The sequence below is a fragment of the Streptomyces sp. NRRL F-2580 genome (assembly GCF_000720115.1).
Lineage (GTDB): Bacteria > Actinomycetota > Actinomycetes > Streptomycetales > Streptomycetaceae > Streptomyces.
Map to the genome: position 1 here is coordinate 17,987 of NZ_JOIR01000005.1, position 12,582 is coordinate 30,568.

10 protein-coding genes and 2 pseudogenes are annotated in these 12,582 nt (G+C 64.5%); 8 read left to right on the forward strand and 4 right to left on the reverse strand.

Annotation, left to right across the window (positions count from 1 at the left end):
• Window positions 1-115 precede the first annotated feature (115 nt).
• From IF88_RS41965 to IF88_RS43210, 6 genes and pseudogenes are all read left to right on the forward strand, one after another.
• Entirely contained in the window at window positions 116-793 is a 678-nt protein-coding gene (locus IF88_RS41965) for a transposase domain-containing protein (protein WP_051836531.1), read from the forward strand.
• Window positions 738-1,133: pseudogene (locus IF88_RS49555) on the forward strand (transposase); the annotation flags it as partial. The gene IF88_RS41965 and the pseudogene IF88_RS49555, both read left to right, overlap by 56 nt.
• Before the next feature lie 535 nt (window positions 1,134-1,668).
• Window positions 1,669-1,938, forward strand: a complete 270-nt coding sequence (locus IF88_RS0106165) for a hypothetical protein (protein ID WP_234323449.1) — start codon at window positions 1,669-1,671, stop codon at window positions 1,936-1,938.
• 22 nt (window positions 1,939-1,960) lie between these two features.
• Complete coding sequence (locus IF88_RS0106170; RefSeq protein WP_030708080.1) at window positions 1,961-2,518, forward strand: S1 RNA-binding domain-containing protein; 558 nt, start codon at window positions 1,961-1,963, stop codon at window positions 2,516-2,518.
• Window positions 2,519-2,659: 141 nt separating this feature from the next.
• Window positions 2,660-3,306, forward strand: a pseudogene (locus IF88_RS0106180) (IS5 family transposase); the annotation flags it as partial.
• Between the two features lie 1,157 nt (window positions 3,307-4,463).
• Window positions 4,464-7,643 carry an ATP-binding protein gene (locus IF88_RS43210; RefSeq protein WP_158754298.1) on the forward strand — a complete coding sequence of 1,060 codons (3,180 nt, stop codon included), beginning with the start codon at window positions 4,464-4,466 and terminating at the stop codon, window positions 7,641-7,643.
• A gap of 13 nt (window positions 7,644-7,656) precedes the next feature.
• Here IF88_RS43210 and IF88_RS49300 read toward each other — a convergent pair whose 3' ends face one another.
• The 4 genes from IF88_RS49300 to IF88_RS41975 form a co-directional block, all read right to left on the reverse strand.
• A complete protein-coding gene (locus IF88_RS49300) occupies window positions 7,657-8,109 on the reverse strand; it encodes a dCMP deaminase (protein ID WP_030708083.1) in 453 nt (150 codons plus the stop codon).
• Window positions 8,106-8,789, reverse strand: coding sequence for a RibD family protein (locus IF88_RS49305; RefSeq protein WP_030708085.1), 684 nt, complete (start codon window positions 8,787-8,789; stop codon window positions 8,106-8,108). The genes IF88_RS49300 and IF88_RS49305 overlap by 4 nt, the downstream gene beginning before the upstream one ends.
• 41 nt (window positions 8,790-8,830) lie before the next feature.
• The gene (locus IF88_RS43215) at window positions 8,831-10,315 is read right to left on the reverse strand and encodes a helix-turn-helix domain-containing protein (RefSeq protein WP_078892741.1); all 1,485 of its coding nucleotides are present in this window, start codon (window positions 10,313-10,315) and stop codon (window positions 8,831-8,833) included.
• A gap of 165 nt (window positions 10,316-10,480) precedes the next feature.
• Window positions 10,481-10,858, reverse strand: a complete 378-nt coding sequence (locus IF88_RS41975) for a winged helix-turn-helix domain-containing protein (RefSeq protein WP_158754300.1) — start codon at window positions 10,856-10,858, stop codon at window positions 10,481-10,483.
• Between the two features lie 786 nt (window positions 10,859-11,644).
• Between IF88_RS41975 and IF88_RS0106210 the strand changes: the two genes are divergently transcribed.
• The gene (locus tag IF88_RS0106210; RefSeq protein ID WP_030708088.1) at window positions 11,645-11,947 is read left to right on the forward strand and encodes a hypothetical protein; all 303 of its coding nucleotides are present in this window, start codon (window positions 11,645-11,647) and stop codon (window positions 11,945-11,947) included.
• Window positions 11,944-12,579: a GGDEF domain-containing protein gene (locus IF88_RS0106215; RefSeq protein WP_324617185.1), complete on the forward strand. Its 636-nt coding sequence runs from the start codon at window positions 11,944-11,946 to the stop codon at window positions 12,577-12,579. Before IF88_RS0106210 ends, IF88_RS0106215 begins: the two co-directional genes overlap by 4 nt.
• Window positions 12,580-12,582 lie beyond the last annotated feature (3 nt).

The following is a 12,582-nucleotide window of genomic DNA, read 5'->3' on the forward strand; positions in this document are numbered from 1 at the left end:
CAGCTCGTGCGCGTCGGCGCCTTCTTGCCTCAGCAGAGCGTGGCACGACCTCGCCGACTGAAGAGGGGCGGTCCGAGCGCCTTGCTTTTGAGCTGCGGAGATCGTTGCCCCGCATGTGACGGGGTGGGGCGCGGGCCAGCGGGTGCGGATCGGGATCCTGACGAAGATGTTCACCGCCGAGTTGGTGGACGCGGCGATAGCCAAGCATGACCGTGCCGAGCGGCGCCGTCGCCTCCTGCCAGCTCGGATGGTCGTGTACTTCGTCCTGGCCCTGTGCCTGTTCGCCCGGGAGTCGTACGAGGAGGTGCTGCGGCTGCTGACCAGCGGCATTCCGGGCACTCGGGTCGTCGCGCGGGTGAACCGGTCGTCGCTGTGCCGGGCTCGCGCTCGGCTCGGGGAGAACGTGCTGGAGACCGTGTTCCGGCAGGTGCCCGGTCCGCTCGCCACCCCGGACACGCCGGGCGCGTGGTGGCGAGGGCTGCGGCTCCTGGCCTTGGATGGGACCCAGTTCGATCTTCCGGATTCGACGAGCAACGGCGACACCTTCGACGGCCCCTCCACCACCGGCTGTGTCCCCTTCGGGTTCCCCAGGTCAGAGCGGTGGTACTGGCCGAGATCGGAACGCACGGAGTCATCGATGCCCACCTCGGCGGCTACCGCGACGGCGAGCGCAGCCTCGCCTACCCGCTGGCCGGCTCCACCGGCCCCGGAGACCTGGTCATCGCCGACCGCGGCTTCTGGTCGGTCGAGTTCGCTCACGCCTTCACCGTGGCGGGGGCGGATCTGTTGGTGAGGCTCCAGTCCAACCACCTCGGCACCGCCCAGGAAGAACTTCCGGACGGCTCGTATCTGTCGATGGCGCGACAGGGAAAGGACGTCCGACTCCGAGCCGCGAGGGAAGGCCGGACGCTGCCCCGTCACGTGATCTACCGCGTCATCACCTTCGCCAAGGCCGACAAGACCTCGGCACGAGACTGCTGGACCCCGAGCAGTACCCGGCCGCCGAGCTGGTCGCGCTCTGCCAGGGACGCTGGGAGAGCGAACTTGCCTTCGACGAGATCAAGAACCACCTCGGCCCCGGCGGACCGATCAGGTCGCGCACGCCCGAGGGCGTCCGGCAGGAACTATGGGCCTACCTCGCCATCCACCACGCGATCCGCCGGTTCGCCCACACAGCCGCGCTCGCCCGCCCGGCGGTGGACGCCGACCGTGTCTCCTACCTGAAGTGCGTCCGCATAATCCGCCGCAGCATCCGGTCCCAGCTGGGAGCGACCGTCGCCAAGCTCACCCGGTCCATCACCGAGGCCAGGCGGGAGGCACGTGCACGCCTCCTCCCGGCCCGGCGTAATCGCGACTGCCCACGCGCGATCAAGAAGCCGAACCGCTGGCCCGTACTCAGGACCCGCGCCAGACGCGGCACCGTCCAACCCGGCCGCTGGGCTCACAACCCGACCGCGAAGCAGAAGAGCTCACGTCGGGCCGGCCGACCGGTGCTGAACGCAGAGCAAGCCTTGTTACCGCCCTGGCAAGTAGCCTCCGCCTATGAGCTGGGACGTTCTTCTTCTGCCGCTGCCTGCGGACCTATCGTCGATCGACGACCTTCCCTCCGATCACGAGCCACCTCCCATCGGAAACCGGTCCGAGATCCACCAGGCACTCCGGTCAGCCGTGAGCGAGGTCGACCTCACCGATCCCAACTGGGGAGAGGTGCTCGGGCCGACCTGGGTGATCGACCTCGGCATAGGCGAGAACGACCCCGTCGAGTCGGTCATGCTCCACGTCCGGGGCGGGGAGGACGACGTGCTGCCCCTGATCTTCCGCATCTCCCAGGCGCTCGGCTGCCGTCCTTTCGACTGCTCCACTGGTGACCTGCTCACGGAGGACGCCCCGAACAGTTGGCCCGCCTTCCAAACCTTTCGAGACAGGGCGATCGACTAGGCCGTATGCCAGGGTGGCCAGCATGGATTGGCAGTCTGAGAGCCCGGAACTCTGGGCGTTCCTGGAGTCACTGCACCGCGGCGAGATCCTGTCCGGTGCCGTCGCGGCGATCGAACGGTTCGGGGTCTTCGTTGCCCTGGATAGCGGCCCCGACCATCCGACACTGCCTGGCGTCGGGTTCATCACCATTCCTGAACTTTCATGGCGGCACATCGACACTCCTACCGATGTTGTCCAGATCGGGCAGCGTGTCTCGTGCGAGTTCCTCCAGTTCGACACCTACAACGCAGAGGCCAGGCTGTCCTTGCGGGCTCTTGAGCCCGACCCCTTCCAGGCCTTCGCCAACCGGACCGCTGTGGGTCAGGAACTCCTTGGGGTGGTCGACAGGGTTTTCCCGTTCGGTGTCTTTGTCGACCTTGGGGACGGGGTCGTCGGGTTGGTCCCCTGCCGAGGGATCCATGGCAGGCCTGCGGCCGGTCCGCCGGAGGCCTTCGAGGCTGGCGAGGAGATCTCCGTCGTCGTTACGGACATCGAGCGTCCCCATCGACGGGTTTTCCTTGGCCGACCGGACAAGTCCTAGCTGGACCCCGATCTCCGCGGGACGGTCGCTAAGAAGTCATCTCATTTGGGTGATTGGGTAGGCTGTCGGTTGTGGCGGGGATTGTTGAGCGGCTGGTGCCGGATGAGTTGTGGGAGCTGTTCCAGCGGGTGGGTGCCGGACTGGCAGCAGCTGCCTGCGGCATCGTTCGGGCCGTCGGGGGCGACAGCCCACCGGCGCTTCTCCGAGTGGAGCAAGGCCCGGGTGTGGGCCAAGCTCCACCGCCTGGTCCTCGACGAGCTCGGCGCCCGCGGCGAGCTGGACTGGTCCCGCTGCGCGATCGACTCCGTCAACATGCGGGCCCTGAAAAGGGGGACCTAACGGGTCCGAATCCTGTCGACAGGGGCAAGTTCGGATCGAAGATCCACTTGATCACCGAGCGGACCGGTCTGCCCCTGTCCGTCGGAATCTCAGGGGCGAACCTCCACGACAGCCAGGCACTCGAACCCCTCGTACGCGGCATCCCGCCCATCCGCTCTCGCCGCGGACGCCGTCGGCGCAAGCCCGGCAAACGCCACGCTGACAAGGGCTACGACTACGCCCACCTGCGGAAATGGTTACGTCAGCGCGGCATCACACACCGCATCGCCCGCAAGGGCATCGAGTCCTCACAGCGACTGGGCCGCCACCGCTGGACCAAAGAACGGACCATGGCCTGGCTCGCCGGCTGCCGCCGACTCCACCGCCGCTACGAACGCAAAGCCGACCACTTCCTTGCCTTCACCAGCATCGCCTGCACCCTCATCTGCTACCACAGACTGACCAAATGAGATGACTTCTAAGTCCGTGAGGCCTTGGTTGGCCGCCAGCAGCACGGGCATGGATGGCATGGAGCCGCTCCCTGACTCTAGGAAGGCCACATCGTAGAGGGGGTGTTGGCGTGTCGTCAGGTGTCCGAGGTGATCGCCTGCGGGGCTGGCCGGGTGGTGCTCGCAAGGTGCAAGGCGCTCTATCGCAGGTCTATCGCGATCAGTGCGTAACAACGACAAAGACCTGGACTCAGTGGGACTGGGTCCAGGTCTTCATGCTTGGCACTCGTGCAGGTCAGCGGGTGTTTCACGCTGGTCCAGCAGGAGTGCCCCCGGCAGGATTCGAACCTGCGCACACGGCTCCGGAGGGCAACCACTTGTCCCACCTAGCAGGCCCCTGAGCTGCTAGTACACAGAGTGAGTCCATGTTGTCGCGGGACGCGACACGCTACTCACACGTAGCTCGAGTTCACGAGCTGGCGGACCAGCGGTGCTTGGGCCTTGCACGGCATACGGAGCGGGCGTCCCGAGTCCGCGATGAGGCCCTCCCCTCCTTCTCAGTCCGAATGTGCATCGAACTGGCCAGCCCCTTGTAAGGGCAGCGACGGCAGCTTCTGACACGTGGCTGCTGCTTCCCCCGAGTCCGTTGCGAAGAAGACTCGCCTCTCGCCGTGCCAGAGGAGGAGACTTAGGCAGCACGGGCACGCCGACGGAGGGACGAAGCATCGATGAGCACCCATGGGGGACGGGCCAACGAAGCCGGAAGCCTTCATCGCAGCGGCTTCGCGACTCTGCTGGCTGCGTACGGACTCCGTGGGCTACCACTTCCCTTCTTTGGGAGCGATGGATCTGGCCCCCTCGTCACTTCTCTGCAGTTCGAGACGCCTGACGCAGTCGATGACATTCGTTGCAATTTTTCGGATGGTACTTACGCAGTTCTTCAAGCCAAAAGAAGCTGCGGGAACGACAGGCATCTAGCGGCAACGGTGAGTCAATGGGTAGGGCAACTCGAATCTCTCGGGCCATCAGACCGAGTGGGATTGATTGTGCGCAACTCGAAAGGCCCGGTCAAGCACCTCAAGGAGGCTCTGGATAATCTGCGCTCTGAGTTTCCTCGACAGGCTACATCTCAGATGTCCACTGCCCTCACTGCCGTTCGGAATCTGATACCTGCCGATATGACCGAAGTGAATATCGATAGGCTGCTAAGATCCGCATTTTGCATCGAAGGTGCATGCGAAGCCCCCGGCGATAATTACTTCGAGAACGCTGTCGCCCTGCTAGATAGCGTGATTGTCGCTCATGGGTTCGGCGTGGTAGCTGTAAAGGTCCTTCAAAGCAACTTCCAGAGGAGCGCTGCTTCAGGGCAGGGCAGCAACTTGGAAAACTGGGTCGAGTGGCTTCAGGCCGGCGGGCTGGTTGCCGAACCCAACCCCACTGGGCCGCCGGGACCCCGGCTGGCAGCGCAAAATCTCAATCTCGAACAGTACTTGCTCAGCTGGCGAGATCAGGCGGATAAGCTTCACTACTCTCTTCTCGCGGAAGATCTTCCCATTCTGGAAGTCGAGGGATTGGGGTATTCCTACAAGGTCGCCGTTCCTGAATTGGGAAGTAGTTCGCGGGAGAAGGTGTCTCTGCTCGGCGTATGTCGACGATGGCGGAGGATTCTTCTGGTGGGATTGCCGGGATCCGGTAAATCCACAGCCGGGCGCCAAATCGTAGCCGAATGGGCTAAGCATGCTGATGCGCCAGTCCCTCTATTCGTTCCACTCAAGCGTGTTGCTGAGCGAGTTTCAGATCCCTCAGAGGTAACGCTAGAACTTCTGGTGGAGATCGGAATAGCGGGCGCAGATGTATCGTCTCGGGAGTCTCTGCATAGTGCGGTTATGCGTCACGCCCGGAGGGGTGATGCACTCCTTGTGCTTGATGGTCTTGACGAGTGTCGGTCCCTTTCCGGGGTCGTCTCGAACGGGATTAAGCTGCTACTGGATCGGCTCCACAAAGACACCTCCGTTGTTGTAGTGGGTAGGGATAGCGCGATACCGGCTGCCAAGAAATTGATGCTGCCGGAGGTGCGCCTGTGTGAGCCGTACTTCCTTGAAAAGAACATGAAATCCCTCCTGGCGGCCATTGCTGCCGTTCGTATCCCGGCAGACGCGCAGGAAAAATGGCTGAGGGAGAAAGTTAGAAATATTGAAGAATCTAAGGAGAAGAATCACGAGATTTGGAGCGTTCCCCTACTGGCGACGATGCTTACTTTGTTGACGGCCTCACGAAATGAGAGTTACCTGCCATCGAGCAGGGCGAAAATTCTGCACTCTGTTGTGCAAGATAGCGTTCGAAAATGGGAACTGAAGCGCCTCAGTATTCAGCCGCCGGGAGGGTGGGGCGATTCGCTTAAAGCGCCGCATCTACTCGACGGGTTCGCTGCTATCGGTCACGCGATTAACGCTGCAAGCTCTGTCGATTCCGGTGAAGTAGAGGCCGCCTTGAAGCTGATGCTCACCACCCGGTGGGATTGCTCCGTGGGGGAGGCCGAAGTTCTTTCTCAGGACATCAGGTGGTTCTGGGACGAACATGTCGGTGTATTTGTGTCGATCGACGGAGGGGCGGCGACAGAAGCGCGGAGTAGGCAGTTTACGGAAATAGCTGAAGCGATCTGGGTATCCCAGAGGAACGCTGAAGAGGTTGAGCAGTGGGTCGAGCGCGCCATCCTGGACGAAGAAATGAAGGAGGCCTTGATTCTCGCGGCAGGTCTCTCTTCAGGGGTCACGGAAATCCTGATGGACGTGTCCCTACGGCAATCTGATCTCGAAGCAAGAGACCGGGGGATTCTGTGGCTGCTGCAGTCAGAAAAAGAGGAGCCGTCGCTTTCGGACATCCGTATGGAGAAACTGATTGCGGAACTATGTAGGACCTATGGTGAGGCTCGGCCGCCTGCTTCGCGCAATCATTCCGCAGAGCCCAAAAAAGGCCGCATGGTTGTTGGGAACATCGCGCGAAGTCGAATCGCTAGTCAACTAAAGGTGGATGGGTTCGGTTGGCTTCTCATCGCCTCTTTGGCTCAGATAGGAATGTCGGTCCATACACGCGAATTTCGAGACGCATCGTTCACTTCGCTGCGACTGGACGCATATAGATCCGCTGTCCTGAGTTCCCTAACGTCTCTTACTGATGCGCATTACGACAAGGCCCCACCAAGTCAGGAGCAGGTGGCTTCAGTCCGGTCATTGTTGACCATGCCACTTGAGCCTGCCAAACAAAGCGGAGTGCAAATATCGCGCCGGACGTATTCCGTTGGCGCGGACAGGGATCTGCTGCTTTCCGGGCATCGTGAAGTTGGACTGATGGCGTTGCCGTATCTGGAGATCCTTGGGGGCGATGTTCTTCCTCATCTTAAAGTGGTCGCGGAGAGGTCTTCGGTTTCTCAGTATCAACGCTTCATCGGGCCGCTTCAGGCTGCCGGAGTGGACATGACGCAAGCGTGGTCGCGTGCGATTGCGCACCTGGTGGAGTTGTTTGAAGGGGATGATTTCTGGAGTCGAATACTCGAACCCATTGCTGAGATGGGATACTCACCCGACGTGATCGAACTGCACTCCCAAAAGGACCGACGCTGGCGCATGCCTGATTTGGTCGCCCTTCTTGAGTTGATCAATGTGGCTGACGTTGGAGTGGGAGATTATCGGGATGCTACTCGCGATGATGCCACTATGTTGGCAGGGTGGTTTGCTGCACTCACTCAGGTCTTTTGCATTGATCCAGGACTGTGTGCTTATCAGGCGCAATTGATCCTGGATGTAGACGAGCAGGTTCAGGCCCGTGATTACAGTTTTCTGTTTACTTCCATGGGTGAGTCGATTCCGGAACCCGGAGTCGCTGAACTCGCGTCACTCGACGCCCTGGTTTCCTGTCTGCGGCATGCGTCCTCCGATTGGATAGCTCGCGTCTCCTGTATGACTCTCGCCAAACTTGGTGATGTGCGGTCGGTTGACGGCCTCGCAGAAATCATGCATACCGCTACGCCACACAGGCGGAAATTGGCCACCATTGCCTGGTGTGCTAGTAGCGTGAGCGAGTGGGATGCTGCTGCGCAAGCGCTCGCATCGGTGGATCCTTCTGTAAGGGCAGGGGCAGTCAGCTATGCCCGTATGAGGGGGGCCGAGTCCACGGTTTTCCGAGATCTGATCGATTCAGCTTCCGCTGACGAAGATGGGACGATTCGGTGGCAGGCAACTAGGGACGAATCCGTTTCCCTTCTCGCCCCTGTGTGGAGCTGTCCGGATTGCTTGCACTTCAATCCGATGAATGTTTTGGATTGCCCTCATTGCCCAAGAGGCACTCGCCCATTCGGGTAATTATCCGACGTCCTTACCTCAGCAGGTGATCGTTTACTGCGCGCGCCAGAGTAGCCAGCTCAGGCAGATCCGAGACGGTGACGCCTTCCGCTTCGAGTAGTTCAACACCGATGCAGTCAGCCACCAAGAGGCTCGGCTCTCGCCAGGCGATGACCACGCGGCGGATGGGAGAGCGGAGGATCAGTTGGGTGCACGTGAGGGGACGAGACTTTCGCTCCGAGCAGGGTTCCAGCGTGCTGTAGAGCGTGGCGCCGGCCAGGCGCGGGTCGTCTTGTGGGAGCTTGGCCAGGGCGGATTCCTCCGCGTGGACGTGGGCGTCCGTCTCGCGGGAGTAGCCGTTGGCGAGCTCCGTGCCGTCGACGCCCACGATGATGGCGCCGACGGAGAAGGCGCCTTCGGCCGGCGGGCACTTGCGGGAGAGTTCGATGGCCCTCTCCATCCAGGTCACATCGTCGGCGTGCGTCATGCGGAGCCCTCCTGCTTAGGCAGGTAGCGGAGAAGGACCACGTCGCCGATCGTGCTGGCCTCGGCGAGCTGCATGCGGCGGGTGGAGCCTCCGGGGTAGGTGGCGGGGTTCAGGAAGCGGGGGGCGCCCAGGTCGCCGACGACCAGCGGGGCGATGGCGAGGTGAATCTCGTCCGCCAGGCCCTGCGAGAGGAAAGCGGTGTGGATCTGGCCGCCGCCCTCCACCATCAGCCGCTCTATGCCGCGGGCTCCGAGGTCGTCCAGCAGGGCGCCGAAGTCGATGGCCGGGCCGGTGGAGACGACGTCCGCCAGGCCGGCGAGCCGTTCGCGGAGCTTCTCCTCGCCCGCGTCCGTGGTGTAGGCGAGCTTCTCGCCGCCGTGGTGCCAGAACTTCAGGTCGGCCTCCAGGTCTCCGCTCGCGGAGATGGTGACCTTCAAGGGGTAGGCGGGCTTTCCTGCGGCGACCCGCGCCGCGCGCCGCTCCTCGCTGTTCACCAGGAGCCGGGGGTTGTCGGACCGCATCGTGCCGGCGCCGATCAGGATGGCGTCCGACTCGGCGCGCACCTGGTCCACCCGGTCGAAGTCCTCGCTGTTGCTCAGGAGCAGGCGTTCGGTGCTGGTGTCGTCGATGTAGCCGTCCACGGATGTGGCCACGCTCAGGAGGACGTACGGGCGGGGCATCGGGTCTCCTTCATGTGCTGGTCAGGGCGGAGGGAGCCTGTTCAGGCCTGGCGCAGTACTGCCTCGGTCAGAGCGTCCTTGAAGTCGCTCACGCCAGGGACCGTACGCCATTGATCAAGTGCGCCGTCGAGCTGGGCCAACTCGCGCGAGATGCGGTCGGACCCGGTCTCCTTCGCGATGGCCAGGGCCTGGAGTCCGATGGAGGCTGCCTGTTCGGCCTCGCCTGCGTGGGCCAGTGAGACGGCCTCCCGCCCCAGGTAGACCCCGCGGTCTCGGTGGAAGCCGGCGGGCAGTCGGCTGATGGCGTTCCGGAAGCCGGCAGCTGCTCCGTGGTGGTCCCCGAGGGCAGCGAGGCTGTGAGCTCGCTGCACGTCTATGTACGCGCCGTCGAGCCAGACACCCCACGGTGAGCTGGGGTCCGGATCCATCGAGGCGTGCAGCTCCCGCGCGTGTTCGTACGCCCGCTGCGCCGTGAGCGGGTCTTTCCGCAGAGCGTGACCGTGGGCTCCGTACGTAGCGGCCACCGCGGCGAGGCGACTCCTCGGCGCCGCGCGGTCCTCCGCGGCCTCGGCGACGTCGACGGCTTCGATCGGATCCTTCATGTCGCCGGCCAGCTGGCTGCGGCGCGCCAGGATGTACGTGGTCAGTTCGTCGTCGCCCGCCATGTGGGAGGCCTCCAGGGCCTCTCGCATCCAGTGCTGGGCGGCACGGAAGTCCCCGAGGTCCTGGTAAAGCCAGCCGCACAGCTCGGAGTACTGGGTCTGCAGCTGGAGCAGTTGCCGGCGGTCGGTGCCGCGGCGATCCGCGCGGAGTTCCTTGATGGCGGCGATCTGCTGCTGGACCGTCGGTATCACCCGATGGGGACCGAACAGGTTGTCGTTGTCGATCAGCACCCGTCGCGTTGCCTGGAGCAGCTCGATCGGGTCGGCCCCTGAGGCGATGAGATCGGATCGTGGGGCGGGGCTCGCTGCTGCTGAAAGGTCGGAGGTTGCAGCGATCGCGGCACCAGCGCCGAGTGCGCCGATCAGAGCCCTTCGAGACAGGGACACGAAGATGATCCTTCCGTCATCGGAACGTACGGGGATGGACATCCCCTCCTCCGACGGTGCCTGAGGCTCCGCTTGCCCAGCCAGGGCCACAGAGCCGTTGGCCACATGGGGCCCTCGATTAGCCACATCCCCTGTGGGGAGGGCCTCAACGCTGATCCCTTCGAGGATCGTTGCGTGGAGCCGGACGAGCGAGCCGCTCGCGCCGAGCGCGTCGTCGTACGCCCGGACGAGATCGGCGGATGCGGCCTGCCCGCCGCGCTCCACTCGTGCCATGTAGCTGGTGTTGAACAGGATCGATCGGCTGAGCTTGCCCAGTGATAAGCCCCGCTGCGTGCGCCAGGCGCGCATCTCGGCGCCGAGGTAGTGCTGAGGGCTTGCATGCGGTGTCAGATCGTTCGGTCGCTGCCCCACTCGTCCCCCCTCATGCGGCCTATGTGGCCGCCCGATGGCGGCCACATAGCAGATCTGTCGGTCCATCAAATGCCGGGTCTACAAAGGATGCAGAGGGCGGCGACAGCCTAGCGGCGCAGGTCGGGGCCCTCCATTCGATCCGACCGAAGGGGGCAGATTGTGGCAATGGCAGCTGATCGTGATTCCGACGCGCGCCGCGGCGGTGACGCCCGGGGTGGTGTGGGGCAGGCGCTACTTCTGCTCCAGCTCCGCAACCCGCTCGCGGAGGTCGGTGACCTCACCCTGGAGCCGCGCGACCTGCTCACGAAGCTCCGCGATGGCGGCCTCGGGGCCGGCCAGCTTGGCGGCCTCGGAGGCTTCGGCGGTCAGGAACGCCCCCTTGCCCTGGTGGCTTACGGCGAGGCCGTCCGTCTTGAGTTGGCGGATGGCGTCGCGAGCCACGGTCACGGTGACGCCGTACGTCGCCTGGAGGTCCGCCAGGGACGGCAGTTTGCGAGACTCCGCGAACTCTCCGGCCGCGATCCTCCGCCGCAGCTGCTCGGCCACCTGCTGATAGGCGGGCTTGCCGGTCCACTCGACCATCTGCACCTCATGTCTCTTCGCAGTCACTGCCTCAGTGTGCCCAAGTGGCACAGGGAGAGCTAGGACCCGCCCTGCTCTTCCGCGGAGAAGCACTTGCGTAACTCTGCCTCACAGTGCACTCTGAGGCAGAGTTGAGCTTCTCCGGAAGCCCGACCTGATCGGCCGCAATTGCCGTGCAGGCAAGCGCGATCGAGCCCTACTTGCCGTGCCCGGAGGGCCCTCGAAAGGGGGTCTGAAGGAAGCACTCGTTCCTTGAGAACTCAACAGCGTGCCAAGTGAGACGAGACGGGGCGTGATCCCCGTCCCCAGGGCGACGGGACGTCGCCGGCGGCCACTTTTTCCGCGTGCTGGCTCTGGAGAACACCCCTCGGGGTGCCACCCGGTACGCGCCGCCCTGCTGGCGCCAGAGCAGTGACGATGGCGCACCCGACTCTCAGGCTCGGGACCGGCATGCCGTGGCAACGGTGCGCCGGTGAAGCCTCGCCCCTCCGGTCGGGAGGTTGCTGTGTTTCTACGACCTACGTGGGCGCTGCCCGTGCTGGACCGGTACGGCCAGCCGCGCCCCATGCGTCACCTCTGAACTGCCTCGCGAAGCGGCCCGGCATCACGTCCGGTACTGCTTCGCGAGGCCTTCACACCCTCCGCAGTTCTCCATCGCTGCGGCCGGTTGCCTCTCCTGCCCGTACGGCGCGTTCGCGCCCCATGGGCAGGGGTGCGGGGAGCCGTGAGATTCGGGCTTCATTCCCGGGGCTGGTCGCCTCTCGCCAAAGACCGCGACCGCCTCGGCATCCCTTCGACTTCAGGAGAACGACGATGCGTACGTACATCGGCGGCCAGGAGGCCGTCAGCGTCAACGAGTTCATCGAACTGGCTCTCGGCACCCCACTGGACCTCTGGCTCGGGGTGGAGGGGGAGAGCGAGGAAGAGCGCGCGGCCCGCCTGGACGCGGCCCGCGACATCCTCGCCGAATTCCCCGACCTGCCCGACGACGTGAGCCGGGTCGCTGCCCAGGTGATCGAGGCCAACGCCCCGGAGCTGTTCAACATCGCCCCGCTCGTGCGACGGCCGGCCGGTCGTCGTCCCTCGCACAAGGGCGGCAAGGGGGCCGCGGCATGAGCCACACCCTGACCGCCCTGTCCGCCGCCTTACCGCTCGCGTCCGGCTGGTCGGTTCACAGCCTGTGGATGCGGCGCCGGATCGAGACGGCCCGCCGCGACCCGCTCACCGGCCTGTGGACGCGGGATCCGTTCGAAGACCGTGCGCGCAAGAGCCTCGCCCGGAGGCGCCAGCTCGCCGTGCTCGTCTTGGACCTCAACCGGTTCAAGGAGATCAACGACACCCTCGGCCACGCGGCCGGAGACGCGGTCATCCGCGCGACCGGGCAGCGTCTGGGCCGGTGGGCCGAGGAGCACGCCGGCGTAGCCGGGCGCCTGGGCGGGGACGAGTTCGCCGCTGTTATCCCGGGCTACGGCATCGACAAGCTGCGCGCAGACCTGCACATGCTCACCGCTCGCCTGGACCGGCCGGTGCCGTTCGACGGCCGCTCGGTCGAGGTGCAAACGTCGATCGGCGCCGCTTACTACCGCGCCGGCGCCGGGGAGCTCTCCACGCTGCTGCGCCGTGCGGATGAGCAGATGTACCGGGCCCAAGCAGCGCGGCGGAGGCTGGCGCATCGCACAGCGGTTGACCGTCCCGGAGATGCGTACGGTCAACGGCCGTCGGGACGGCCGCCGCGGCACCGGTGGTGAGGC

Coding starts and splice junctions, on each gene's coding strand:
- IF88_RS0106215 (WP_324617185.1), top strand. CDS start 11,944: ATGAGCCACACCCTGACCGCCCTGTCCGCCGCCTTACCGCTCGCGTCC.
- IF88_RS0106210 (WP_030708088.1), top strand. CDS start 11,645: ATGCGTACGTACATCGGCGGCCAGGAGGCCGTCAGCGTCAACGAGTTC.
- IF88_RS49300 (WP_030708083.1), bottom strand. CDS start 8,109: ATGACGCACGCCGACGATGTGACCTGGATGGAGAGGGCCATCGAACTC.
- IF88_RS43215 (WP_078892741.1), bottom strand. CDS start 10,315: ATGGACCGACAGATCTGCTATGTGGCCGCCATCGGGCGGCCACATAGG.
- IF88_RS49305 (WP_030708085.1), bottom strand. CDS start 8,789: ATGCCCCGCCCGTACGTCCTCCTGAGCGTGGCCACATCCGTGGACGGC.
- IF88_RS43210 (WP_158754298.1), top strand. CDS start 4,464: ATGACCGAAGTGAATATCGATAGGCTGCTAAGATCCGCATTTTGCATC.
- IF88_RS0106170 (WP_030708080.1), top strand. CDS start 1,961: ATGGATTGGCAGTCTGAGAGCCCGGAACTCTGGGCGTTCCTGGAGTCA.